General features: G+C 68.8%; 23 protein-coding genes. 14 read left to right on the top strand and 9 right to left on the bottom strand.

The genetic code is table 11. The annotated features are described in order from the left end of the window. Positions 1-28 precede the first annotated feature (28 nt). On the bottom strand, positions 29-1,132 hold the full coding sequence (locus tag A6I89_RS04065) for a branched-chain amino acid aminotransferase (RefSeq protein WP_005512459.1): 1,104 nt from the start codon (positions 1,130-1,132) through the stop codon (positions 29-31). A 53-nt stretch (positions 1,133-1,185) separates the two neighbouring features. Then, positions 1,186-2,301 carry a glycine cleavage system aminomethyltransferase GcvT gene (gene gcvT / locus A6I89_RS04060; RefSeq protein WP_022596585.1) on the bottom strand — a complete coding sequence of 372 codons (1,116 nt, stop codon included), beginning with the start codon at positions 2,299-2,301 and terminating at the stop codon, positions 1,186-1,188. Between the two features lie 103 nt (positions 2,302-2,404). On the opposite strand from gcvT, the gene A6I89_RS04055 reads away from it, so the two are divergent. After that, complete coding sequence (locus tag A6I89_RS04055; RefSeq protein ID WP_041674301.1) at positions 2,405-3,931, top strand: leucyl aminopeptidase; 1,527 nt, start codon at positions 2,405-2,407, stop codon at positions 3,929-3,931. 68 nt (positions 3,932-3,999) lie between these two features. On the opposite strand, the gene A6I89_RS04050 is transcribed toward A6I89_RS04055, so the two are convergent. Beyond that, positions 4,000-4,341: a hypothetical protein gene (locus A6I89_RS04050; RefSeq protein WP_005512454.1), complete on the bottom strand. Its 342-nt coding sequence runs from the start codon at positions 4,339-4,341 to the stop codon at positions 4,000-4,002. A gap of 305 nt (positions 4,342-4,646) precedes the next feature. Here A6I89_RS04050 and sucB point away from each other — a divergent pair, with 305 nt between their 5' ends. The 5 genes from sucB to A6I89_RS04025 all read left to right on the top strand — a co-directional run bounded on the left by sucB (position 4,647) and on the right by A6I89_RS04025 (position 10,079). Beyond that, the gene (gene sucB, locus A6I89_RS04045) at positions 4,647-6,407 is read left to right on the top strand and encodes a 2-oxoglutarate dehydrogenase, E2 component, dihydrolipoamide succinyltransferase (RefSeq protein WP_060934547.1); all 1,761 of its coding nucleotides are present in this window, start codon (positions 4,647-4,649) and stop codon (positions 6,405-6,407) included. Positions 6,408-6,515: 108 nt separating this feature from the next. After that, entirely contained in the window at positions 6,516-7,409 is an 894-nt protein-coding gene (locus A6I89_RS04040) for a TIGR01777 family oxidoreductase (RefSeq protein WP_005512449.1), read from the top strand. A gap of 11 nt (positions 7,410-7,420) precedes the next feature. After that, complete coding sequence (lipB, locus tag A6I89_RS04035) at positions 7,421-8,194, top strand: lipoyl(octanoyl) transferase LipB (RefSeq protein WP_022596589.1); 774 nt, start codon at positions 7,421-7,423, stop codon at positions 8,192-8,194. A gap of 52 nt (positions 8,195-8,246) precedes the next feature. Beyond that, positions 8,247-9,263: a lipoyl synthase gene (gene lipA, locus A6I89_RS04030; protein ID WP_013416407.1), complete on the top strand. Its 1,017-nt coding sequence runs from the start codon at positions 8,247-8,249 to the stop codon at positions 9,261-9,263. 60 nt (positions 9,264-9,323) lie between these two features. Beyond that, positions 9,324-10,079: a DUF4191 domain-containing protein gene (locus A6I89_RS04025; protein ID WP_005512441.1), complete on the top strand. Its 756-nt coding sequence runs from the start codon at positions 9,324-9,326 to the stop codon at positions 10,077-10,079. A gap of 95 nt (positions 10,080-10,174) precedes the next feature. Here A6I89_RS04025 and A6I89_RS04020 read toward each other — a convergent pair whose 3' ends face one another. Further along, the gene (locus tag A6I89_RS04020) at positions 10,175-10,648 is read right to left on the bottom strand and encodes an RDD family protein (RefSeq protein WP_044991180.1); all 474 of its coding nucleotides are present in this window, start codon (positions 10,646-10,648) and stop codon (positions 10,175-10,177) included. A 251-nt stretch (positions 10,649-10,899) separates the two neighbouring features. On the opposite strand from A6I89_RS04020, the gene glnA reads away from it, so the two are divergent. Together glnA and A6I89_RS04010 are read left to right on the top strand one after the other, a co-directional pair. Continuing rightward, complete coding sequence (gene glnA, locus A6I89_RS04015) at positions 10,900-12,336, top strand: type I glutamate--ammonia ligase (protein ID WP_005512438.1); 1,437 nt, start codon at positions 10,900-10,902, stop codon at positions 12,334-12,336. 180 nt (positions 12,337-12,516) lie between these two features. Beyond that, the gene (locus tag A6I89_RS04010) at positions 12,517-13,554 is read left to right on the top strand and encodes a beta-ketoacyl-ACP synthase III (protein ID WP_022596593.1); all 1,038 of its coding nucleotides are present in this window, start codon (positions 12,517-12,519) and stop codon (positions 13,552-13,554) included. Positions 13,555-13,630: 76 nt separating this feature from the next. Here the strand turns inward: A6I89_RS04010 and A6I89_RS04005 are convergent, their stop codons facing one another. From A6I89_RS04005 to A6I89_RS03985, 5 genes are all read right to left on the bottom strand, one after another. Continuing rightward, a complete protein-coding gene (locus tag A6I89_RS04005; protein ID WP_005512434.1) occupies positions 13,631-14,131 on the bottom strand; it encodes a C40 family peptidase in 501 nt (166 codons plus the stop codon). 388 nt (positions 14,132-14,519) lie between these two features. Beyond that, positions 14,520-14,822 (bottom strand): putative quinol monooxygenase, encoded by a 303-nt coding sequence (locus A6I89_RS04000; protein WP_005512431.1) that lies wholly within the window; start codon positions 14,820-14,822, stop codon positions 14,520-14,522. 115 nt (positions 14,823-14,937) lie between these two features. Further along, entirely contained in the window at positions 14,938-16,047 is a 1,110-nt protein-coding gene (locus A6I89_RS03995; protein ID WP_022596594.1) for an LLM class flavin-dependent oxidoreductase, read from the bottom strand. Then, positions 16,044-16,892: a hydroxyethylthiazole kinase gene (gene thiM, locus A6I89_RS03990; protein ID WP_005512428.1), complete on the bottom strand. Its 849-nt coding sequence runs from the start codon at positions 16,890-16,892 to the stop codon at positions 16,044-16,046. The genes A6I89_RS03995 and thiM overlap by 4 nt, the downstream gene beginning before the upstream one ends. 59 nt (positions 16,893-16,951) lie before the next feature. Next, positions 16,952-17,854, bottom strand: coding sequence for a sulfurtransferase (locus A6I89_RS03985; RefSeq protein WP_022596596.1), 903 nt, complete (start codon positions 17,852-17,854; stop codon positions 16,952-16,954). Between the two features lie 119 nt (positions 17,855-17,973). Here A6I89_RS03985 and A6I89_RS03980 point away from each other — a divergent pair, with 119 nt between their 5' ends. The 6 genes from A6I89_RS03980 (at position 17,974) to A6I89_RS03955 (ending at position 23,151) form a co-directional block, all read left to right on the top strand. Then, positions 17,974-18,660 carry a GntR family transcriptional regulator gene (locus tag A6I89_RS03980; RefSeq protein ID WP_005512425.1) on the top strand — a complete coding sequence of 229 codons (687 nt, stop codon included), beginning with the start codon at positions 17,974-17,976 and terminating at the stop codon, positions 18,658-18,660. A gap of 204 nt (positions 18,661-18,864) precedes the next feature. Further along, positions 18,865-20,022 carry an ABC transporter substrate-binding protein gene (locus A6I89_RS03975; protein ID WP_022596598.1) on the top strand — a complete coding sequence of 386 codons (1,158 nt, stop codon included), beginning with the start codon at positions 18,865-18,867 and terminating at the stop codon, positions 20,020-20,022. Then, the gene (locus A6I89_RS03970; protein WP_044991182.1) at positions 20,003-21,064 is read left to right on the top strand and encodes a FecCD family ABC transporter permease; all 1,062 of its coding nucleotides are present in this window, start codon (positions 20,003-20,005) and stop codon (positions 21,062-21,064) included. Before A6I89_RS03975 ends, A6I89_RS03970 begins: the two co-directional genes overlap by 20 nt. After that, positions 21,057-21,842, top strand: a complete 786-nt coding sequence (locus A6I89_RS03965) for an ABC transporter ATP-binding protein (RefSeq protein WP_022596602.1) — start codon at positions 21,057-21,059, stop codon at positions 21,840-21,842. The genes A6I89_RS03970 and A6I89_RS03965 overlap by 8 nt, the downstream gene beginning before the upstream one ends. Continuing rightward, complete coding sequence (locus tag A6I89_RS03960) at positions 21,839-22,474, top strand: hypothetical protein (protein WP_022596604.1); 636 nt, start codon at positions 21,839-21,841, stop codon at positions 22,472-22,474. Before A6I89_RS03965 ends, A6I89_RS03960 begins: the two co-directional genes overlap by 4 nt. Further along, the gene (locus A6I89_RS03955; protein ID WP_022596606.1) at positions 22,471-23,151 is read left to right on the top strand and encodes a hypothetical protein; all 681 of its coding nucleotides are present in this window, start codon (positions 22,471-22,473) and stop codon (positions 23,149-23,151) included. The genes A6I89_RS03960 and A6I89_RS03955 overlap by 4 nt, the downstream gene beginning before the upstream one ends. The last annotated feature ends 81 nt before the right edge of the window (positions 23,152-23,232 follow it).

The following is a 23,232-nucleotide window of genomic DNA, read 5'->3' as shown; positions in this document are numbered from 1 at the left end:
AGGGCCCGAGACGAATCGGTGTGCGGACTCAGCGCAGCTTGGTCATCCAACCGTGGGTGTCGGCGAAGGTGCCGCGTTGGATGCCGGTGAGGGTGTCGCGCAGCGCCATCGTGATCTTGCCCGGCTCGCCGTCGGCGATGGTGAACTCGCCCTCGGCGGACTTCACGCGGCCGACCGGCGTGATGACGGCGGCGGTACCGCACGCGAACACCTCGGTGATCTCCCCGGATGCGGCCTTCTCGCGCCACTCGTCGGTGCTGATCTTGCGCTCCTCGACGGCGAAGCCGGCGTCGGCGGCCAGCGCGAGCAGCGAGTCGCGGGTAATGCCCGGCAGCAGCGAGCCGGACAGCGACGGCGTCACCAGACGCGCGTCCGGGCCCGAGCCGAAGACGAAGAACAGGTTCATCCCGCCCATCTCCTCGACGTACTTGCGCTCGATCGCGTCGAGCCACACCACCTGGTCGCAGCCCTCGTCCGAGGCCTGCGCCTGCGCCAGCAGCGACGCGGCGTAGTTGCCGGCGAACTTCGCGGCGCCGGTACCACCCGGGGCCGCCCGCACGTACTCCCGCGAGAGCCACACGCTCACGGGCTTGACGCCGCGCGGGAAGTACGCGCCGGCCGGGGACGCGATCAGCAGGTAGCGGTATTCCTTGGCCGGGCGAACTCCGAGACCGGCCTCGGTGGAGAACATGAAGGGCCGCAGGTACAGCGAGTCCTCGCCACCGGCGGCGGGGACCCACGCCTCGTCGACGTCGAGCAGCGCGTCGATCGAACGGACGAACAGGTCGTCGGGCAGCTCCGGCATCGCCAGACGGCGGGCCGACTGACGCAGACGCTCCGCGTTCGCGGTGAGACGGAACGACGAGATGCCGCCGCCCGGCTGACGGTAGGCCTTCAGACCCTCGAAGATGGCCTGCCCGTAGTGCAGCACCATGCCGGCCGGGTCGAGTTCGATCGGACCGTAGGGCAGCACCTCGGCGTCGTGCCAGCCGCGGCCCTCGGTGTACATGATCGAGACCATGTGATCGGTGAAGAACCGACCGAATCCGGGCGCCTCCAGAATCTCGCGCCGCGCCTCTTCGGTCGCGGGAGAAGGATGCTGGGTGCGCGCGAATTCGAGGCCGTCTGTCATAAGCCGTAATCCTATCTAACGGAGTTTCGCCGCTTTTTCCCTGGTGCCGAGCGTTACCTGGTGTGGACCGGCACGAACGGCGGCGTGACGACCTCGCATCGGAGGCTACGCCCGCGCACGTCGACGGAGATCTCGTCGCCCGCCGCCACCCCGGAGGCAGTGTCGAGCAACGCCAGAGCGATCCCCACCTTGAGCGTCGGCGAGAAGGTGCCCGACGTGGTCTCGCCGATCGACGCACCGTCCTTCGACACGGTCTGTCCCTGCCGCAGAACGCCGCGGTCGAGCGCCTTGATCCCCCACATCCGCCGAGCCGGACCCGCGGCCTTCTCCGCGGTCAGCGCGTCGCGACCCCAGAACTGCGGCTTGGCCCAGCCGATGGCCCAGCCGCAACGCGCCTGCAACGGCGAGATGTCGAGCGAGAGTTCGTGTCCGTGCAGCGGGTATCCGGCCTCGGTGCGCAGGGTGTCGCGGGCACCGAGCCCGGCGACCTCGCCGCCCTGCGCGCGCACGGCGTCGATCAGTGCCCGGAACAGTGCCTCCGCGTCGGCCCAGCGCGGCAGCAACTCGAAGCCGCGCTCACCGGTGTAGCCGCTCCGGCACACCCGGACCGGGACGCCGTGCCAGTCCATGTCCGCGAAACCCATGTAGTCGATGTCGGCGATCGCGATGTCACCGCGCAGGTCCAGCGCCGCGAGGACCTCACCCGCCTTGGGTCCCTGCACCGCGAACACCGCGTAGTCGCGGTGCTGGTCGGTGATCTCGATTCCCTCGGGCGCGGCCGCCTGCAGTCGCGCGACGACGTCGGCGGTGTTGGCCGCGTTCGGGACGAGGAACACCTCGTCGTCGGCGACGTAGTAGGCGATCAGGTCGTCGACGACGCCGCCGGCCTCCGTGCAGCACAACGTGTACTGGGCCTGGCCGGGGCCGATCTTGCCGAGGTCGGCGGTGAGTGTCGCGTTGACGAAGTCGGCGGCGCCGGCGCCCGCGACGAGCGCCTTGCCCAGGTGGCTGACGTCGAACAGGCCGACCGCCTCGCGGACCGCGGTGTGCTCGGCGACGGTGCCGGCGTACGAGACGGGCATCTCCCAGCCGCCGAACGGGGCGAAGGTGGCGCCGAGGTCGACGTGAACGGAGTGGATGGGTCCCTGCAGCAGCTGCTCGTCGCTCATGGGCGACAACGCTAGCCGACGCCGCCTGCACCTCCGTACCGCATTCCGGGCACTAACATCGGATTTCGGCAAGCCCCTTTTTCTTCCTTCCCCACCGCAGGAGATGCCCGTGCCCGCAACCTCGTCCCCCATTCGCCCCCTGGGCCCCGAACTGGCTCCGGTCGGATCGATCGGAAAGCGGGCCGACGTGCTCGTGATCGGTCTGACGGCCGGATCCGACGGACCGGAGGCGCTCGTCGGCGCCGGCGTGGACGAGGAAGTGTTGGCCGGGCTCCTCGACGACCTGCAGGCCGTCGGCGCGACCGGCAAGGCCGAGGAACTCACTCGCGTCCCCGCCCCGGCCGCACTGGCGGTGTCGAGCGTGCTGGCCGTCGGACTGGGCGCAGCCGACAAGATCGACGGCGAGCAGGTCCGCAAGTCGGCCGGCGTGGCCGCTCGCGCACTGACCGGTGTCGCAACCGCCTCCACCACTCTGTCGGCTGTCGACCTCGGTGCCGCCGCGGAGGGCTTCTACCTGGGGGCGTACAGCTACAGCGAGTTCAAGGCGAAGTCGGCGCCGGGCGCCGGCGCGCAGCCGCTCGCCCGCGTCGAACTGCTCGTCGAGGCACCGCGGGCGAAGTCCACGAAGGACACGCTGGCCCGCTCGATCGCCGTCGCCGAGGCCGTCGCCACTGCGCGTGAGCTCGTCAACACCCCGCCGAGCCACCTGTTCCCGGCCGAGTTCGCCGCCCGCGCCAAGGCCCTCGGCTCCGCCGCCGGGCTGACCGTCAAGGTCCTCGACGAGAAGGCACTCGCGAAGGCCGGTTTCGGCGGCATCGTCGGTGTCGGTCAGGGCTCGTCCCGCCCGCCGCGCCTGGTGCAGATGACGTACTCGTCCGGCAAGCGCCGCGGAGTCAAGAAGGTCGCACTGGTCGGCAAGGGTGTCACGTTCGACACCGGCGGCATCTCCATCAAGCCGGCTGCCGGCATGGAGAACATGACCTCCGACATGGGCGGTGCGGCCGCCGTCGTCGCCACGGTCGTGCTGGCCGCCAAGCTGCGCCTGCCCGTCGACGTCACGGCGTGGGTGCCGATGGCGGAGAACATGCCGTCGGCGACGGCGCAACGTCCCGGCGACGTGCTCACCCAGTACGGCGGCACCACCGTCGAGGTGATCAACACCGACGCCGAGGGCCGCCTGATCCTGGCCGACGCGATCGCCCGCGCCTGCGAGGACGAGCCCGACTACCTGATCGACACCGCGACGCTGACCGGCGCGCAGATGGTGGCCCTGGGCAACCGCACCGCGGGCGTCATGGGCACCGACGACTTCCGCGACCGCGTCGCCACGATCTCGCAGGAGATCGGCGAGAACGCGTGGCCGATGCCGATGCCGTCGGAGCTGCGCGCCGACCTGAACTCGCGGGTCGCCGACCTCGCGAACGTCACCCCGCACCGGTGGGGCGGCATGCTCGCTGCCGCGATCTTCCTGAAGGAGTTCGTCGCCGACGACGTGCAGTGGGCGCACATCGACGTGGCCGGGCCGGCGTTCAACACCGGCGGCCCGTTCGGCTACACCGGCAAGGGCGGCACCGGTGTCCCGGTTCGGACGATGATCTCGGTGATCGAGGACATCGCCGCCAACGGCTAGGCGCTCCGCGCCCGTGCGCCCTTCTGGTAGCCGCGACTACCGAAAAGGCGCACGGGTGGCGCAGCCGCCTACAGTTCGCGCTGCCGTTCCCGCTTGCGTTCGATCCGGCGCCGGTTGTCGTAGTCGCGCATGCGCTGCGGGTATCCGGTCTTGCGCACGTCGTAGACGGGGATCTTCAGGTCCTGGCCGAGTTTGCGGGCGCCCCGCTCGCCGCCGACCTTGCGCCGCGTCCATTCGCCGTCGTACGCGACGAGCACGACGGTCAACTCGGTCACCGTGGTCTCGGGTTCGATGTAGGCCTCGACGCCGCGGTGCGAAGCCGCCCAGTCCGCCAGGTGACGCGCGTCGGACTCGACCCCCGCCCTCGGACGCGCCCCACCCCGGCGCGTGAATCGGTCGAACAACCCCACGTGAACTCTCCTCCCGGCGCTTCGCGGACGACTCCGCAGCGATCTGTCCGATTTTGCCAGCCCGTGACAGCAGCGACGAGGAAATTCACGTGACACGCCCCTCGCACGACGCGCCCAGGGCATCAATGAAAGGATGGGCGGAGGCGCCGCACGACGGGTCCGAAGCGCAGCACACCGCCGGAGTGAGGCGCCTCGGAAACGTCGTACAACGCCGCCGGAACCGTGCTTCTCGAGCACAATGGTTTTCGACCACAAGTCGACAAAACTCAACAAACCCGAACACAACCGTCGAGGAGTCAAAAGAAATGGCCTTCTCCGTCCAGATGCCAGCCCTGGGTGAATCCGTCACCGAGGGAACTGTCACGCGGTGGCTCAAGCAGGAAGGGGACACGGTCGAAGTAGACGAGCCGTTGCTCGAAGTCTCCACCGACAAGGTCGACACCGAGATCCCGTCGCCCGCTGCCGGCGTCCTGACGAAGATCGTCGCGCAGGAGGACGACGTCGTCGACATCGGTGGCGAGCTGGCCGTGATCGGTGAGGCCGGCGAGGCGCCTGCCGCCGAGGCCACTCCCGCTCCCGCCGCCGAGGCCACTCCCGCTCCCGCCGCCGAGGAGACTCCGGCCCCCGCCGAGGAGACTCCGGCTCCCGCCGCCGAGTCTGCACCGGCTCCGGCCGCCGAGCCCGCCGCTGCTCCTTCCGACGGTTCCTCGTCCGGCACCCCGGTCACGATGCCGGAGCTGGGCGAGTCGGTCACCGAGGGCACCGTCACCCGCTGGCTCAAGGCCGTCGGTGACGAGGTTGCCGTCGACGAGCCCCTCCTCGAGGTCTCGACGGACAAGGTCGACACCGAGATCCCGTCGCCCGTCGCCGGTGTGCTGCTCGAGATCAGCGCGCAGGAGGACGACGTCGTCGACGTGGGCGGCCAGCTCGCCGTCATCGGCTCCGGAGCTCCGGCGGCCGCTGCCCCGGCCGCTCCGGCTCCCGCACCCGAGCCCACCCAGCCTCCCGCACCCGAGCCCACCCCGGCTCCCGCCGCTGCTGCTCCGGCTCCGGCTGCCGCACCGGCCGCCCCCGCTGCTGCTCCCGCACCGGCCGCCGCACCGACCCAGTCGACCGACAACGCGCCGTACGTCACCCCGCTCGTGCGCAAGCTCGCCGCCGACAACAACGTCGACCTGTCGAAGGTCTCGGGCACGGGCGTCGGTGGACGCATCCGCAAGCAGGACGTCCTCGCCGCCGCCGACGCCGCCAAGGCTCCCGCCGCCGCTCCGGCTGCAGCCGCCCCCGCTGCCGCCGCTCCGGCCCCCGCCGCGACCGCGGGTGTGCGTCCGGAACTCGCGCACCTGCGTGGCACCACGCAGAAGGTCAACCGGATCCGTCAGATCACGGCCGTCAAGACCCGCGAATCGCTGCAGAGCACCGCTCAGCTGACCCAGACCTTCGAGGTCGACGTCACCCGGATCGCGGCGCTGCGTGCGCAGGCGAAGGCCGACTTCGCCGAGCGCGAGGGCGTCAACCTGACGTTCCTGCCGTTCTTCGCGAAGGCCGTCGTCGAGGCACTCAAGGTTCACCCGAACGTGAACGCGAGCTACAACGAGGACGCCAAGGAGATCACGTACCACGCTGCCGAGCACCTGGGCATCGCGGTCGACACCGAGCAGGGCCTGCTCTCGCCGGTCATCCACAACGCGGGCGACCTGTCGCTGGCCGGCCTGGCCCGCGCGATCGCCGACATCGCCAAGCGTGCCCGCACCGGTGGCCTCAAGCCGGACGAGCTGTCCGGTGGCACCTTCACGATCACCAACATCGGTAGCCAGGGCGCCCTGTTCGACACCCCGATCCTGGTGCCGCCGCAGGCTGCGATGCTGGGCACCGGCGCGATCGTCAAGCGCCCGGTCGTGGTCCAGGACGAGAACGGCAACGAGTCCATCGGCGTCCGCTCGATGTGCTACCTGCCGCTCACCTACGACCACCGCCTGGTCGACGGCGCGGATGCGGGTCGTTTCCTGACCACCATCAAGCAGCGCCTCGAGGAGGCGTCGTTCGAGGCCGATCTGGGCCTGTGAGGTCCCGCGGATCGCGAACGCCACACGAATGACCGCCGAGGGGCACCACTTCCACACGAAGTGGTGCCCCTCGGCGTATCGGCAGGAGCCGTCGAAGGAGGAGAACACATGCGGATCGTCGTCGCCGGGTCGTCGGGCCTGATCGGGAACGCGCTCGTCACATCGCTGCACGCGGACGGCCATGAGGTGACCCGACTGGTGCGCAGACGGCCGTCGAGTCCCGACGAGTCCCAGTGGGATCCCGGACGTGGGCAGCTCGACGACGAGGTGCTGCGCGGCACCGACGCGGTCGTCAACCTGTGCGGCGCCGGGATCGGCGACAAGCGCTGGTCGGGGGCCTACAAGCAGGAACTGCGCGACAGTCGGCTCACCACGACGGACGTGCTCGCCCACGCGGTCGCCGAGGCCGGCGTTCCGGTGCTCCTGAACGGCAGCGCGATCGGCTACTACGGCGACACCGGTGACCGGATCGTCGACGAGCGTTCACCGGCCGGCGGCGGGTTCCTCGCAGATCTCTGCCGAGACTGGGAGGCGGCCACTGCGCGGGCGAGTGCGGCCGGTGTCCGCGTCGTGAACCTGCGGACCGCGACGGTGCTATCCCCCACCGGGGGCATGCTCGGCAAGTTGCGTCCACTGTTCTCGCTGGGCCTCGGTGGACGCCTGGGCAGCGGCCGGCAGTACCTGTCGTGGATCTCCCTCGCCGACGAGGTGGCCGCGATCGAGTTCGCACTCACCCACGACGACGTTCGCGGGCCCGTGGACCTGTGCGCGCCCGAACCGGTCACCAACACGGCCTTCACGTCGGCGATGGGTCACGCACTGCATCGGCCGACCCCGTGGATCGTGCCGGGCTTCGCGGTGTCCGCGCTGGTCGGCGAGTTCGCGCGGGAGGCCGTCCTGACCGGACAGCGGGCGGTCCCGAAAGTGCTGACGGACGCCGGTTTCGACTTCCGGCACCGCACGATCGAGGACGCTCTCGGATACGCATTCGGTCAGGCGTAACGTCTTCGATCATGAGCAGTGTCTTCGCGGCGGCCACGAGCACGGCCCGCTCCAGTTCCCAGCCGATGGTCGTCGAGCAGCTCGGGCGCATCGACTACATGGAGGCGTGGGATCGCCAGCGCGTGATCGCCACCGCGCGGGCGGACGACGAGGGTGCCGACACGCTGCTGCTGCTCGAGCATCCCGCCGTGTACACCGCGGGTAGGCGCACCGCGCCGGAGGACCGTCCCGCCGACGGCACACCCGTCATCGACGTCGACCGCGGCGGCAAGATCACGTGGCACGGTCCGGGTCAGCTGGTCGGCTATCCGATCGTCAAACTCGCCGAGCCGGTCGACGTCGTCGGGTACGTCCGCCGGGTCGAGGAGGCGCTCATCGCGGTGTGCACCGACCTGGGCCTGACGTGCGGACGAGTCGAGGGCCGATCCGGCGTGTGGCTGCCCGCGGCGCTGGTCGACGGCAACTGGCTGCCCGAGCGGAAGGTGGCCGCGATCGGGGTGCGGGTGCAGCGCGGCGTCACGATGCACGGTTTCGCCCTCAACTGCAACGCCGAACTCGACGGGTTCGACAACATCGTCCCGTGCGGCATCACCGACGCCGGCGTGACGACCCTGTCGCGCGAGCTCGGGCGCGACGTGACCGTCGACGACGTCGCGCCCGCCGTGATCGCGGCAGTACAGGCGGCGCTCGACGGCGCCTTGCCGGTGGCCACCCACGACATCGAACGAGTGACCTTCGACACGGCCGCGGCGGCCCCCGAGTTCACGACCGTGCGGTTCGGTTGAGGCCTGCCGCCCAGCCCGGAGCGACGGTTCGGTCAGGCGTACGATCGACGGCGTGACTGTCGCCCCAGAAGGACGGAAGCTGCTCCGCATCGAGACCCGAAATGCGGAAACTCCGATCGAACGCAAGCCCAACTGGATTCGGACCCGCGCGAAGATGGGCCCGGAGTACACCGAGCTCAAGGGCCTGGTGAAGAACGAAGGCCTGCACACGGTCTGCGAGGAAGCGGGCTGCCCCAACATCTACGAGTGCTGGGAGGACCGGGAGGCGACGTTCCTCATCGGCGGCGAGCAGTGCACGCGCCGTTGCGATTTCTGCCAGATCGACACCGGCAAGCCGGCCGCGCTCGATCGTGACGAGCCGCGCCGGGTCGCCGAGAGCGTCAAGGCGATGGGTCTGCGCTACTCGACCATCACCGGTGTGGCCCGCGACGACCTGCCCGACGGCGGCGCCTGGCTGTACGCGGAGACCGTGCGTCAGATCCACGCGATGAATCCGGGCACCGGTGTCGAGAACCTGATCCCCGACTTCAACGGCAAGCCCGATCTGCTGGCCGAGGTGTTCGAGTCCCGTCCCGAGGTGCTCGCGCACAACCTGGAGACCGTGCCACGCATCTTCAAGCGGATCCGCCCGGCGTTCCGCTACGAGCGCTCACTCGGCGTGATCACGGCGGCCCGTGAATTCGGCCTGGTGACCAAGTCGAACCTCATCCTCGGTATGGGCGAGACCCCCGAGGAGGTCCAGCAGGCGATGGTCGACCTGCACGAGGCGGGCTGCGACATCATCACGATCACGCAGTACCTGCGCCCCTCGCCGCGGCACCATCCGGTCGAACGGTGGGTCAAGCCCGAGGAGTTCGTCGAGCACTCGCGGGCCGCCGAGGAGATCGGATTCGCCGGTGTGATGGCCGGTCCGCTGGTGCGTTCGTCGTACCGGGCCGGCCGCCTGTACGCGCAGGCGATGGCCCGCCACGGCCGCGCCCTGCCCGAAGGCCAGGCCCACCTCGCCGAGGAGGGCAGCGCTTCCCAGGAGGCGAGCTCGGTGCTCGCGAGGCTCGCCGCCCGCGCCTGACGTGTTCCCCCCCTCACCGCGCGCGCGATAGGGCACGGTGAGGGTCGTATCCTGTGAGGTATGGCGAACGGCAGTAAGTCCGGTAAAGCGGGCAAACCAAGCAAGGAAGCGAAGGCTGCGGCGAAGGCGGCCCGCAAGCAGGCGTCCAAGGAACGCCGGACTCAGCTCTGGCAGGCGTTCCAGATGCAGCGCAAGGAAGACAAGCTGCTGCTGCCGATGATGATCGGCGCACTCGTCGCGAGTGCGCTCGTGTTCTTCCTCGTCGGGCTGATCTTCGGCATCGAGTGGTTCCTGCTGCCGATCGGTGTCCTGGTGGGCGTCCTGCTGGCCTTCATCATCTTCGGCAAGCGGGTCCAGAAGACGGTGTACGGCAAGGCCGAGGGCCAGGCCGGTGCAGCCGCGTGGGCACTCGAGAACATGCAGGGCGCGTGGCGGGTGAAGAACGCCGTCACCGGCACCGCTCAGCTCGACGCGGTGCACCGGGTGATCGGCCGTCCCGGCGTCATCCTGGTCGCCGAGGGTTCGCCGCAGCGGGTCAAGGGCCTGCTCGCACAGGAGAAGAAGAAGACGGCCCGCCTCGTCGGCGACACCCCGATCTACGACATCGTCGTCGGCAACGACGAGGGCCAGGTTCCGCTGTCGCAGCTGGTCAAGTACCTCAACAAGCTGCCGCGCAACATCGACACCAAGCGCATGGACTCCATCGAGTCGCGTCTGGCCGCGCTCGGCAGCCGCAGTGGTGCGGCCATGCCCAAGGGTCCGCTGCCGCCCGGCGCACGGATGAAGGGCATGCAGCGCACCATCCGTCGTCGCTGATCCTTCCCACGCACGAACGCCGAATGTCACATCGGTTCAGTCGGACTGAACCGGTGTGACATTCGGCGTCTACGGGCTACCTGGACAGTGACGAATCAGCGCGTGCGCACCAACGCGGTGCCGGTGGCACGGTCGTGCATGCCGCGGCCGTCGACGTCGGTGATGACCGCCGGCGCGATGAAGACGATCAGGGCCTGACGGGCCAGGGCGCGCAGGAATCCGACCGGCACGGGGCCGTCGACGCGGGCCACCTGCAGTCCCATCGCGTACTGCCCCGGAGTGAACGAGAACAGGGTGACGCAGACGAGGCCGACGACGAACCACAATCCCAGCGTGTTCGTCGAGACGTAGGAGTCCCACGGCGCCTGCTGCATGAACAGCATGACCACGCCGGCCGACATGAACCAGTCGATGACGAGGGCCCCGATGCGGCGACCGGTGGTCGCGAGCGACCCGGGGCCGTCGGCCGGAAGCCCGAGAAGTTCGCCTCGGTACGCCTGCGCCTCGGTCTGGTCCTTCGGCAGCGCCGCGGACGGTCCGGAGAGCCAGGAACCCATCATTCGTGCCATAGCGTCCAGGATAGGCGTCGACGTGCGGGTTCCGACCGGCCGTGGCACCCGGGGTGCCCTCCGTCACACTGACGGAAGTGGGCCGACCGGTGGGAATGGTCACATTCACACCCGGTCCACGGGCCGAATCCCGACGTGTAACACTGGCGAAACATAGGCTTGATTAGCGGGCAACACCGGCTCTCTACCGTCTTGCCTCGACGAAGCCGCCGCAACCCGACCGGCAGGTAACCGACTTAAGGAGCACCAACGTGGCGTTCACCACGGCCGATGAGGTCATCAAGTACATCGCCGAACAGGACATCGAGTACGTCGACATCCGATTCAGCGACCTGCCGGGCGTCCAGCAGCACTTCTCCATCCCGGCCTCCGCGTTCAACCAGGACGTGTTCGAGGACGGCCTCGCGTTCGACGGCTCTTCGGTCCGCGGCTTCCAGTCGATCCACGAGTCCGACATGATGCTCCTCCCCGACGTCGCGACCGCGCGGATCGATCCGTTCCGCAAGGCCCGCACCCTGAACATGGACTTCTTCGTCCACGATCCGTTCACCCGTGAGGCCTACAGCCGCGATCCCCGTAACGTCGCCCGCAAGGCGGAGGAGTACCTGAAGTCGACCGGCATCGCCGACACCGCGTTCTTCGGTGCCGAGGCCGAGTTCTACATCTTCGACTCGGTCCGCTACGACTCGCAGATGAACGGCGCGTTCTACGAGCTGGATTCGGTCTCCGGCGCCTGGAACACCGGCAACGACGTCAACGCCGACGGCTCCCCCAACCTCGGCTACAAGGTTCGCCCCAAGGGCGGCTACTTCCCCGTCGCACCGTACGACCACTACGTCGACCTGCGTGACGCGATCTCCACGAACCTGACGAACGCGGGCTTCGAGCTCGAGCGCGGCCACCACGAGGTGGGCACCGGTGGTCAGCAGGAGATCAACTACAAGTTCAACACCCTGCTTGCCGCTGCCGACGACCTGCAGCTGTTCAAGTACATCGTGAAGAACACCTGCTGGCAGTACGGCAAGTCGGCCACCTTCATGCCGAAGCCGCTGTTCGGTGACAACGGCTCGGGCATGCACGTGCACCAGTCGCTGTGGAAGGACGGCAAGCCGCTGTTCCACGACGAGGCCGGCTACGCGGGCCTGTCGGACATCGCTCGTTGGTACATCGGCGGCATCCTGCACCACGCGCCGTCGCTGCTGGCGTTCACCAACCCGACGATCAACTCGTACCACCGTCTGGTGCCGGGTTACGAGGCCCCCATCAACCTGGTCTACAGCCAGCGCAACCGCTCCGCCGCGGTCCGCATCCCGATCACGGGCAACAACCCGAAGGCCAAGCGCATCGAGTTCCGCGCCCCGGACTCCTCCGGCAACCCGTACCTGAACTTCGCCGCGCAGATGATGGCCGGCCTGGACGGCATCAAGAACAAGATCGAGCCGATGGCTCCGGTCGACAAGGACCTCTACGAGCTCCCGCCGGAGGAGGCCCGCAACATCCCGCAGGCGCCCACCAGCCTGTCGGCCGTCATCGACCGCCTCGAGCAGGATCACGACTACCTCACCGAGGGCGGCGTGTTCACCACCGACCTGATCGAGACCTGGATCGCGATCAAGCGCGAGCAGGAGATCGCCCCGGTCAACCTGCGTCCGCACCCGTACGAGTTCTCGCTGTACTACGACTGCTGAGTCGTATGAACCGCTGACGCCGTCGCGTCGGTAGTTCGTCGAATCGACCCGCTCCCCGATCACCGAAACGATCGCGGAGCGGGTCGATTCGTTCATGTCGGCCCAGAACCGGGCGACGTCGATCCGAGTGATGTTAGATCGGAATCATGTGGTCCGATCGGTCCACATGGAGAGGATGCCGTGCCTGCCCCCATTGCCACCGCAACTCCTGCCGCGCACGCGGCCCTCCTGGGCCTCGGCGTGTACCGGCCCCGACGTGTGGTCCCGAATTCCGAGATCGTCGACCGCATCGATTCGTCCGACGAGTGGATCCGGACTCGTTCCGGCATCACGGCTCGCGGCTGGGCCGAGCCCGACGAGACCATCGTCTCGATGAGCGTCGCCGCCGCCCGCGACGCGCTCGCCGCGGCGGGACTGGTCGCCGAGCAGATCGACGCCGTCGTGCTGGCCACCTCGTCACAGATGGTGCTCGGCCCGTCGGCCGGAGCGGTCGTGGCGACGGAACTCGGCATGCAGGACACCGCCGCCTTCGACGTCTCCGCAGGTTGTGCCGGCTTCTGCTACGCGCTCGGCAACGCGGCGAGCCTCGTCCGCGCAGGGCAGGCCCGGCACGTCCTGGTGATCGGCGTGGAGCGGCTGTCCGACCTACTCGATCCCACCGACCGGACGTGCGCGTTCATCTTCGCCGACGGCGCCGGTGCGGTCGTCGTCGGTCCCTCCGATTCCGAGGGGATCGGTCCGGTCGCGTGGGGTTCGGACGGGAGCCAGACCAAGGCGATCAAGCAGGACAAGGACTTCATGCAGTATTTCGCCGAGGTCGCGGCCGCCGAAGCCGCGGGTGGCAGTACGGAGCGGCCGTACATCCGGATGGACGGCCAGGCCGTCTTCCGTTGGGCCATCACTTTTCTGGAGAAGGCGTGCCGCGACGCGCTGGAGAAGGCCGGGGTCACCGCGGACGACCTGGACGCGTTCGTGCCGCACCAGGCCAACAGTCGCATCACCGACGCGCTGATCCGCACTCTGGGGCTCCCCGATTCCGTCGCGGTGGCGCGGGACATCGCCGAGAGCGGCAACACCAGCGCTGCATCGATCCCCATGGCGATGGAACAGCTCCTCCGCTCCGGCGAGGCCCGCCCCGGTGACACCGCGCTGCTGCTCGGCTTCGGCGCCGGCCTGGCCTATGCCGGGCAGGTGGTCCAGCTCCCCGCGATTTCGTAGGCAGGACAGGCAAGAAACGAGCCCGTCACTCCCTCGGGAGTGACGGGCCCGTCGGTGTCGGTGCCGAGCGCTCGACTCAGTAGCGGCTCGCGCCGGAGAAGGTCATCGAGTCCAGCGGCGAGATCTTCACGTTCTCGCCCTCGGTGGGGGCGTGCACGACACTGCCGTTGCCGATGTAGATGCCGACGTGCTCGGCGCCGTAGAAGGCGACGACGTCACCGGGCTGCAGGTTGGCCTTGGACACCGAGGTGCCGCCGCCGACCTGGTCGTAGCTGGTGCGCGGGACCGACTTACCGGCCTGCTTGTAGGCCCACTGGACCAGACCGGAGCAGTCGAACGAGCTGGGGCCAGTGGCGCCCCACACGTACGGCGAGCCGACCTTCGACTGGGCGGCGTTCGCGACGGCCTGGTTCGACCCGGCGACCGGGGTGGCCTCGATGGAGCTGCTGCCCCAGCTGGGCGCCGTGAACGGCTGCGCCATGGCGGGGGCGGCGGGAATCATGACGGCGCCGGCGGCGACAGCGCCGAGCAGCAGGCCGCGGGTGGTACGGGTCAGGCGGGTGTTCTTCAGGGCCATTCGAGGGTCCTCCGAGTCTTGCTGTGGTCCGACACTTGGTCTGGCATCGGTGTTCGGGCACAACCCAGAGTTCCGTCGTTATGGATTCGATACATCCGTAGAAGTACGCGAATGGGTACCTGTTCAGGTAACCGGGTATACGTGGTCCGCGCCGGAGCGGCGGTGGACATCCGGCGGAAATGGAGCGCTGACCAGCAAAGAGAGGCAGGAGATCAGCCATCTCCCGCAGCTCGGAGTGACTGTGCGGTTCGTGACTCACGCGACAATACGGGCAGTGTGATCCGGACCGCGATCACCCGAGACGCACCCGACTAGCCTCGAAGTAACGGCTCGAATGTCACGCTTACATCTCCGCGGCCGACGAGCGTGACGGTATCTCGACGTTGTCTCAGCCCGGTAATTTGCTCGCCAGCACGTCGACCTTGGTGATGGTGGGGTGCGCGACGAACAACTCGTCCGCGCGCGCCATGAGAGCCTGCGCGACCTTACCGGCGAGGTGCGCCTGCCGCCCCGCATCGTCGGGGAACGCGTCGAAGATGCCGAACGTGGCCGGGCCGAAACGCAGCGCGAACCACGCGGTGGTGTCCGGTTCCTCCTCTACCAGCGACAGCGCACTCTCGAGGAACTCGGCGACGGCAGCCTCCTTGCCGCGTTTCGCCTCCACTCGTACCAACAGTGCTGCGCGAACCATTCGGCACCTCCGAAGATCGTTCCCGGTACCACTCACTGTTCTCGCGCGCGCAGGCCGAGTCAACGAGGAGCGGGCGCCGCGACAAGGAGGTCACGACGCCCGCTCGCGGGTTGTCTCAGTCGAGGTCGGCGAACCGCGGAATCAGGTGCTCGGCCACCTGCTTCGCCTCGTCGATCAGCGGCCAACCGGCCAGGATCAGCGACGTCAGCCCCGTCCGCTGCTTCAGCACCCGGACGTGGTCGGTGATCTCGTCGGGGGCGCCGACGTAGTACACGGCCGACGACCCCGTCGCGAAGATATCGAGCGGCGACCACGCGGTGATGCCGGCGTACAGGCCGTCCCCGAGGTAGAGATCGTTCGGTTCGGGGATCTTTCCGGCCACGATGGTGTCGACCCACCCCTGCCGCTGGGCGTCACGCGCGGTGAAGGTCTTCAGGTCCTGTTGCCCACCGGTCCGACGCCGCACCGCCTTGTCCAGGACGTCGGTGATCTGGTCGATTCCGGCCTTCTCGAACAGCGACCGGAACCGGTCCATCGCCTCGTCCCGGGACGGGCGGACGATCACGCCGGACAGCGCGCCGAAATCGGTGAACTCGCGTCCTGCGGCGGCCGCGGCAGCCCGCGCACCGGCGAACTTGTCCTCGATGAACGACGTCTCGCGGAGCATCACCAGGTACGCATCGAGCACCTTGCCCGAGTTCGCCAGGCCGGCCGGGGAGTCGCCGGTACCCCACAGTGGAACGTCGTGGTCGGCCGGCCCGTCGATACGCAGCGGCGTGTTCGGGAAGTTCGACTCGGTGCCCTCACGGTAGTACCGCCGGAAGTCCGCCCAGTACTGTTCCCCCAGTTCGTAGCGGCGGTCGTGTTCGACGTTCATGTCGTACTTGGTGAGGATGTTGTCGCGTCCGTTCACCGAGTTGATCATGAGGCGGCCACCGGTGAAGGCGTCGAACGTGAGCGCCTTCTCGGCGAGCAGGCGCGCCGGGATCATGTTGGCGTAGATCGCGACGAGGAACTTCATCCGGCTGGTGTGCGAGGCCGCCCATGTCGCGGAGGCGAACGGATCGTTGGACCAGGTGGCGACGAGGGCGCCGTCGAAGCCGCCGTCGTCGATGGTCTTCGCGAGTTCGATCTGACGCGCCCCGTCCACCGGGTAGAGGCCGCCGGGGCTCCACGGGAAGTCGCCGTCGGCCTGCGTGAGGTACCAGAAAGTCTTGATGCTCATCGATTTCCACCCACGATCGCCGGATCGATCGACTCGACGAGGGCACGCTCGGCGAGCGTGGCCGCGTCGACCGCAGCCAAGGCGTCGAGGTACTCGACCGCGAACGAGCCGGGGCCCGAGGACTTCTCGGCGGCGATCTCCGACGCGACCGCGACGTGCGCGTGCGCGGCGGCGAGGCCGACGAGCGGGCTGGGTGCGACCGCGAGGTAGGCCGCGACCAGGCCACCGAGCGAGCACCCGGTCGAGGTGACCCGGGGCAGCAGGTCACTGCCACCGCCGATCCGGACCCCGACGACAGCGCCGTCGGCGTCGCGGCCCACCAGGTGGTCCACCGGGCCCGAGGCCGAGACGGCGTCGGCGTGCGCGAGCAGGGCGACTGCCGCGGGCACCGCCGCGGCGGGGTCGTCGGAGCTGTCGACGCCACGGGTGTCGCCGCCGAGACCGGCGAGGGCGATGATCTCGGAGGCGTTGCCACGGATCGCGGTGGGCCGGTGCTTCAGCAGATCGACCGCCAGTCCACTACGCCACGGCAGGCCGCCGACCCCGACGGGGTCGAGCACCCACGGGGTGCCGGCATCGTGCGCGGCCTCGGCCGCGAGCGTGAAGGCTGCCGCGGTGCCGTCGTCAGGCGTGCCGAGGTTCACCAGCACGCCGCCGGCGATGCGGGCGAATCCTGCTGCCTCGTGGGCGTTGTCGATGTGGGCGTTGCTGGCACCGGCAGCGAGGACCACGTTGGTGAGGAAGTTCGCGGACACGATGTTGGTGAGCGAGTGAACGAGTGGCACCTGGGTGCGCAGCGCGTCGAGGGCGCCGGCGAGATCATCGCCGGTGATGGTGCGGTTCATGGAAATCCTTGGGGAGTGGAACGATTCGGGTGGGAGGAATCAGGACCGACGACATCGGGTCACGGTTCACCGCCGGGCAGGGTCACGAGTGGCAACGCCGGGTCGGCGGTCCACTCCTCGAGGGATCCGTCGTAGATCCTGATGTCGTGGTGGCCGGCGAGGACCAGTCCGAGGGCGGACAGGCACGCCGAGATACCGCCACCGCAGTAGAGGACCACCGGATCGTCGGCGCCGGCGAGCGCCGCTGACGCGAGGGACCGGAGTTCCTCGACCGGCCGCAGTCGGCCCGTCTCGTCGAGCAGGCTCTTCGCCGACAGGTTCCGGCTGCCGGGGATGTGTCCGCGGCGCGAGTACCGGGTCTGCTCGGCACCGGAGAACTGGGCCGGCGCGAGCGCGCAGACCAGCGTCCCCGGCGCGCTCCCCTCGACGATCGCGACCGCATCGTGCCGGTCCGCCCATGCCGGCCGGTATTCCGTCACGTCGAGCGGCGCCGCCGCCGGGCGGACCGGAGCATCGTCCCCGACCGCGACCGGCAGATCGAGTGTGCGCCAGCGGGCCAGACCACCGTCGAGGACGCGCGCGTGAAACCCGATGCTGCGGAGCAACCACCACACCCGCGCCGCCCACGTCGTCGTGCCCTGGTCGTACAGGACGACGTCGGTGTCGGCTGTGATGCCCAGCCCGGCGAGGTCCTGGACGAGTTGCCCGACGCGGGGCCGGGAGAAGTGCAGGTCGCTGCCGCCGTCCGAGAGCACGGCGAGAAGATCGACGTGCCGCGACCCCGGCACATGCGCCTCTCGCCACGCCGATACTCCCGACGCGGGCCGGTAGTCGCCGTCGAAACGGGCAGGAGCCAGGAGGACTGTGACGTCCAGCACGACGGGCGCCGACTCCTCCCCGAGTAGGGCGGCGAGTTCCTCCGCCTGGATCAGGGGCCACGCAACGCTCGACAACTTGTACATCCTCACTACGACGATCAGCGCCCACGAACCTAAATGACGACGTGCGTATACGCAAGTATCCGACCGGCGTCGATGGCATAATCAGCGAGTCCGAAGCACAAACGACAGATGGGGCACCGATGGCACACGGGGACGACCTGACGGAACTCGGCGCACTCATACCCACCGACGCCGCCGGCCGATCCGATCAGACGTCCAGGCAGTACCTCCACCTGCGCGCCGACATCCTCGCCGGCAAGTTCCCACAGGGTGCGGCACTGCACGAGACGCAGCTGAGTGAGAAGTACGGCGCGTCCCGCACGCCGATTCGCGAGGCCTTGAACTGGCTCGCACACGACGGCCTCCTCGAACGCGCCGCGCGTGGTTTCCGGGTCCGCTCCGGCACTCCCGAGGACGTGATCGAGATCTACGCGGCGCGCGTCGCCCTCGAGTCGGAAGCCGCCGGCGCTGCCGCGATCCGGCACACCGACCTGGACATGGCCCGCCTCGACCGACTGCACAACTCCTGCTGCGGAGCCAAGGACGACAACGAGATCCGCACCGACAACTTCCGTTTCCACGAGGCGCTGTGGCAGGCCGCCCACAACACGACGATCATGACGCTGCTGGTCCGACTGACGACGCAGCTGCGGATCTATGACAGCGGACCGCCGTCGAACTACGGCGAACCCGATCTCCTCAATGCCGAGCACAGCAACATCCTCGAGGCGATCCGCGCTCGGGACGAACGGTCCGCACGGGAGCACATGCGCACCCACCTCGAGCGCAGCCGCGAGCAGCGGATCCATCTCTTCGCGAACGGCTGAGGCCGGTACGCCTCCACGGGTCCGCGGACGGTTTCGTCCGCGGACCTCGTCGTTTCGAAACCAGGCGGGGTCCAAAACCCGACAAAGGGTACTCAGGTAAGCCTTACTTTCTTTATTGTAGGCTTACCTGACCTTCCGATCCCGGAGGGTTGCTGCCGTTCCTCGAACGGCCACCGAGCCAACGACTTCTGCCTGCGGAGCCCCATGTCGACCCCTCCCCGTTCCCCGAACTTCACCGCCGCGCTCACGCGCCGAGACCTCATGCGCTCGATGGGGGTCGCAGCGCTCGCGCTCGGCGCCCTGGGCATCACCGCGTGCTCGAGCCGCGAGACCGTCTCCGCGACGGCCGCGGACGCCGCAACCGGTGGACCCGTCACGATCGTCGACCAGTACCGGAACACCGTCACGTTCGACACCCCGGTGGGCCGGATCGCGTCCGCCATCATCCCGGTGCCGTCGATGATCATCGGGTCGGACCAGTCCACCGCCCGCAATGTCGGCGTCAATCAGGTCGCGATCTCGATGGCTTCGAAAGGCATGCTGGGCACGATGTTCCCGCAGTTCCTCGACACCCCGGTGGTGGCGGGCAACGACTTCGTGCCGAACGTCGAGCACATCCTGAGTCTGAACCCGGACGTCGTGATCCAGTGGGGCGACAAGGGCGACGACATCGTCGCGCCGCTGCGCAACGCCGGCCTGAAGGTGATCCTGCTCAAGTACGGCACGCAGGAGGATCTCGAGGCCTGGATCCGGATCTTCGGCGAACTGCTGGGCAAGAAGGCCGAGGCCGACGCGGTGCTCGCGAAGATGGCCGACGACCGCGCGCTGGTCGAGAAGACCGCCACTGCACACGCGGCCGCGGCACCGAGGGCGCTCTACCTGTACAACGCGCCCGAGATCAAGGTCGGCGCCGACCACAGCTACATGGACTTCTGGATCGACCTGGCCGGCGGCCGGAACGTCGCGTCCGGCGCGGGTAGCGGCTCCAGCCTGGGGGTCACCCGCGAGCAGGTACTCGGCTGGGACCCGGAGGTGCTGATCCTCGGCAACTTCGAGCCGACCACCCCCGCCGACGTCTACGCCGACCCCAAGTGGGCGTCGCTGTCGGCGGTGAAGAACAAGCGCGTCTACAAGGCCCCGATCGGCGGCTTCTCGTGGGACCCGCCGTGCAATGAGTCGAACCTCATGTGGCTCTGGGTGAACTCGGTGTTCTTCCCGGACGTGAACCACGGACTGCGCGAGCGCATCCGGGAGACGTACCGCGCGCTGTACGCGTACGACGTCACCGATGCGGACGTCGACCGGATCCTCCAGATGCCGGCCAACTCGGGTAGCGCGGGCTATGACGCCTTCCGTGCTTGAGACCGCAACCGAGCAGCGGACGCGGCGGTCGTCGCGCTTCGTGGTGCCGGTGGTCCTCACCGTCGGGATCGTCGCAGTCGGACTGATCTCGCTGTCGGTGGGCCGGTACACCGTGCCGGTCAACGAGGTGGCCCGCATCCTGATCAACGAGGTGATCTCACTCCCCCGCACGTGGACCGACGCCGAGTCCAACGTCGTTCTCGGCGTGCGCCTTCCACGAGTCCTGCTGGGGATGCTCGTCGGCGGCGGCCTGGCGCTGGGCGGTGCCGCACTGCAGGCCGCGTTCCGCAATCCACTGGTGAGCCCGCAGATCCTGGGCGTCTCCTCGGGCGCCTCGTTCGGCGGCGTACTGGCCCTGATGTTCGGCCTGGGCTCGTCGTTCCTCGTCGGCGGCGCGTTCCTGTTCGGACTCGCCGCACTCGGCATGGTGCTGCTGATCGGCCGGAGCCGGTCGGGTGGCGCGATCCTCATGATCGTCCTCGGCGGCGTGGTCACCAGCGCGTTCTTCTCGGCCCTGGTGTCGTTCATCACCTACGTCGCGGATCCGTACACGACGCTGCCGTCGATCGTGTTCTGGCTCATGGGATCCCTTGCGACCGCGGACATGGCGAAGGTGCTCGTCGCGGCGGTCCCGATCCTCGCGGGATCGGCCGTGATCGTCGGACTGCGCTGGCGAATCAACATTCTCTCGCTCGGTGACGACGACGCCGCCTCGCTCGGGGTGAATCCCGGACGGCTGCGTGCCCTGCTGCTGACGATGGTGGCGCTCATGACCGCGGGCGCCGTCGCCGTGTCCGGCGTCATCGGGTGGGTCGGCCTGGTGGTTCCGCACATCGCCCGGCTGTGGGTCGGACCCGATCACCGGATCTCGATGCCCACGACGTTCGTGCTCGGTGCCGCCTACCTGACGATCATCGACACCCTCTCGCGCACGGTGAGTTCCGGCGAGATTCCGCTCGGCATCCTCACCGCGATCATCGGTGCGCCGGTATTCGTTCTGCTGCTGCGGAACTCGCGTAGACAGGCCTTCATCGATGCTTGAGATTCAGGACGCAGGTTTCCACTACCCGCGCCGGGACTGGGTGTTCCGGCACGCGAACCTGCGGATCGAGGGCGGCATCACGTCGATCCTGGGACCCAACGGCCAGGGCAAGACGACGCTGCTCCGGTGTATCGCGGGGCTCACGCCGTTGCGCGAGGGGCTGGTGGAGCGGGACACCGCGATCGGCTACGTCCCACAGGCCGCGCTGTCGAGCTTTGCGTACTCGGTCTTCGACATGGTCCTGATGGGCCGGGCGAAGAAGGTCTCGGCCTTCGCGGTGCCCGGTAGGGCCGACATCGCCCGTACCCGCGAGGTCCTGGACCGGGTCGGCATCGGCAATCTCGCTCGGCGCAGCTTCGCCGAACTGTCCGGCGGCCAGAGGCAACTGGTGCTCATCGCGCGGGCGCTCGCCTCGGACGCCACGTTCATGATCCTCGACGAGCCCGTGTCGGCCCTGGACCTGCGTAACCAGGCGAGGGTGTTGGAACTGCTGCGCGACCTCGCCGCGGACGGCATGGGCGTCCTGCTCACGACGCACCATCCGGATCATGCGCTGCACCTCGGTGGGCGCGCGGTCGTGATGTGCTCGCCCGAGGACATCCGCACCGGCGCCGTCACCGATCTCGTCACCGACGACATGCTCAGCGAGCTGTACGGCATCGACGTCGTGAGCGCCACCGTCGACGACCGCGGGGCTCCGCGCACCGTCCTCTACACCCGCTACGACACATTCACGGCCGCCGATCCGGCGGCCACCCTGCAGAAGGCTTCACGATGACTCTCGACACGACTGCGCCGCAGTCACTTCCACCGGTCCTGCACCTGGTGATGGGCACCAACACCGGCATGTCCGGCGGCACCACCGCTGCCCGCCGGGTGCAGCCCGTCGACCTGTACGACCTCGACACCCTGCACCTGGACGGCGTCCGCGGCCTGCTGATCAACGGTAACTGCGACCAAATCTTCCTCGAGCGCCGACGCGACCTGCTCACCGGCTTCGTCACCGGCGGCGGCCGCATCGCGATCATGGGTCACCCGCTCACCGACTTCCTGCCGGGCCTCGGCCAGTGGCGCAAGCTGCAGTACTCGGGCCCCAAGGATCTGGCGATCACCGCCGGTGAACCGCACCCGGTGTGGGAGGGTGTCGACCGCGCCGACGTCAGTTTCCGGCGCGGGGTGTCCGGCTTCTACGGCCGCGGCTACAGCCAGAAGCTGCCCGACGGCGCCGTCGTGACCAACCGCATCGGACGGCACGCGCTGCCCGTCGACTACGTGTATCCGCTCGGTGCCGGCGAGGTGCTGGTGCACGGCGGCATCGATCTGGCCGTGTACCAGGAGGATTCGAACACCTCCGCCCGCATCTTCCCGCAGCTGCTCACGTGGCTGGCCCAGCAGGAGGCACAGGCATGACCACCATCGAACCCTTCGCCCGCACCGATCGCGCCCCCCGCTCCCGGCGTCGACTCGCACTGGTACACGGTGGATCGCACTTCCACCTGCAGACGCTGAAGGACCCGGCGGTGATCGCACACCAGCCCGAGTTCCTGTACCTCGCGGACCTCGCCGACGGTGACCTCGATGCGTTCGACACCGTGATCCTCGCCGACCGCCTGCACCCCGAGTTGTTGCGTCGGCACACCGCGCAGATCCTCGCGGTCGCCGAGCGCGGCAGAACGCTCGTCGTCCTCGGCGAGAACGCGGCGCACACGTGGCTGCCCGGCGTGACGTGGACGGCGCGACCCACCAACTTCTGGTGGTGGCTCGAGGGCGAGGATCCGCTGATCCGCACCCGCAGCCCCGAACACGAGGCGTGGGAATACCTTTCGACGAAGTCGGTGATCTGGCACCACCACGGGCTGCTGCACACCGACGCGGATGTCGTGCCGCTGCTGGTGTCGGAGGAGCCCGACGAGAACGGCGACCTTCGCGACGCCGGGATGATGCTGTTCGAGGACACCGTCACCACGCCGGGTCGGATCATCGCGACCACACTCGACCCGACGTACCACCACGGCAACAACTTCATGCCGGGCTCGACGCGCTTCCTCTACGCGCTGCTGCGCTGGCTGGACAACACCGGCAGATGAGGCAAGCCCCCCCACACACACAGCTGAAGGGTCCCTTCGTGCGCTCGGAGGCACCGAAGGGACCCTTCAGCTGTCGGAGGG

Source organism: Prescottella equi, assembly GCF_002094305.1.
Taxonomy (GTDB): domain Bacteria; phylum Actinomycetota; class Actinomycetes; order Mycobacteriales; family Mycobacteriaceae; genus Prescottella; species Prescottella equi.
Note: the sequence above shows the minus strand (reverse complement) of the source record. Positions and strands in the feature narration are given on the sequence as shown.

Bases quoted from the DNA above. Each gene is read 5' to 3' on its own strand.
- A6I89_RS03965 (WP_022596602.1), top strand. From the start codon at position 21,057: ATGCTTGAGATTCAGGACGCAGGTTTCCACTACCCGCGCCGGGACTGG.
- A6I89_RS04055 (WP_041674301.1), top strand. From the start codon at position 2,405: ATGCCCGTGCCCGCAACCTCGTCCCCCATTCGCCCCCTGGGCCCCGAA.
- A6I89_RS03985 (WP_022596596.1), bottom strand. From the start codon at position 17,854: ATGTACAAGTTGTCGAGCGTTGCGTGGCCCCTGATCCAGGCGGAGGAA.
- A6I89_RS03955 (WP_022596606.1), top strand. From the start codon at position 22,471: ATGACCACCATCGAACCCTTCGCCCGCACCGATCGCGCCCCCCGCTCC.
- A6I89_RS04040 (WP_005512449.1), top strand. From the start codon at position 6,516: ATGCGGATCGTCGTCGCCGGGTCGTCGGGCCTGATCGGGAACGCGCTC.
- A6I89_RS04000 (WP_005512431.1), bottom strand. From the start codon at position 14,822: ATGGTTCGCGCAGCACTGTTGGTACGAGTGGAGGCGAAACGCGGCAAG.
- A6I89_RS04065 (WP_005512459.1), bottom strand. From the start codon at position 1,132: ATGACAGACGGCCTCGAATTCGCGCGCACCCAGCATCCTTCTCCCGCG.
- A6I89_RS03960 (WP_022596604.1), top strand. From the start codon at position 21,839: ATGACTCTCGACACGACTGCGCCGCAGTCACTTCCACCGGTCCTGCAC.
- lipB (WP_022596589.1), top strand. From the start codon at position 7,421: ATGAGCAGTGTCTTCGCGGCGGCCACGAGCACGGCCCGCTCCAGTTCC.
- A6I89_RS04025 (WP_005512441.1), top strand. From the start codon at position 9,324: ATGGCGAACGGCAGTAAGTCCGGTAAAGCGGGCAAACCAAGCAAGGAA.
- A6I89_RS03970 (WP_044991182.1), top strand. From the start codon at position 20,003: ATGACGCCTTCCGTGCTTGAGACCGCAACCGAGCAGCGGACGCGGCGG.
- thiM (WP_005512428.1), bottom strand. From the start codon at position 16,892: ATGAACCGCACCATCACCGGCGATGATCTCGCCGGCGCCCTCGACGCG.
- sucB (WP_060934547.1), top strand. From the start codon at position 4,647: ATGGCCTTCTCCGTCCAGATGCCAGCCCTGGGTGAATCCGTCACCGAG.
- A6I89_RS04020 (WP_044991180.1), bottom strand. From the start codon at position 10,648: ATGGCACGAATGATGGGTTCCTGGCTCTCCGGACCGTCCGCGGCGCTG.
- gcvT (WP_022596585.1), bottom strand. From the start codon at position 2,301: ATGAGCGACGAGCAGCTGCTGCAGGGACCCATCCACTCCGTTCACGTC.
- A6I89_RS03980 (WP_005512425.1), top strand. From the start codon at position 17,974: ATGGCACACGGGGACGACCTGACGGAACTCGGCGCACTCATACCCACC.
- A6I89_RS03995 (WP_022596594.1), bottom strand. From the start codon at position 16,047: ATGAGCATCAAGACTTTCTGGTACCTCACGCAGGCCGACGGCGACTTC.
- A6I89_RS03975 (WP_022596598.1), top strand. From the start codon at position 18,865: ATGTCGACCCCTCCCCGTTCCCCGAACTTCACCGCCGCGCTCACGCGC.
- A6I89_RS04005 (WP_005512434.1), bottom strand. From the start codon at position 14,131: ATGGCCCTGAAGAACACCCGCCTGACCCGTACCACCCGCGGCCTGCTG.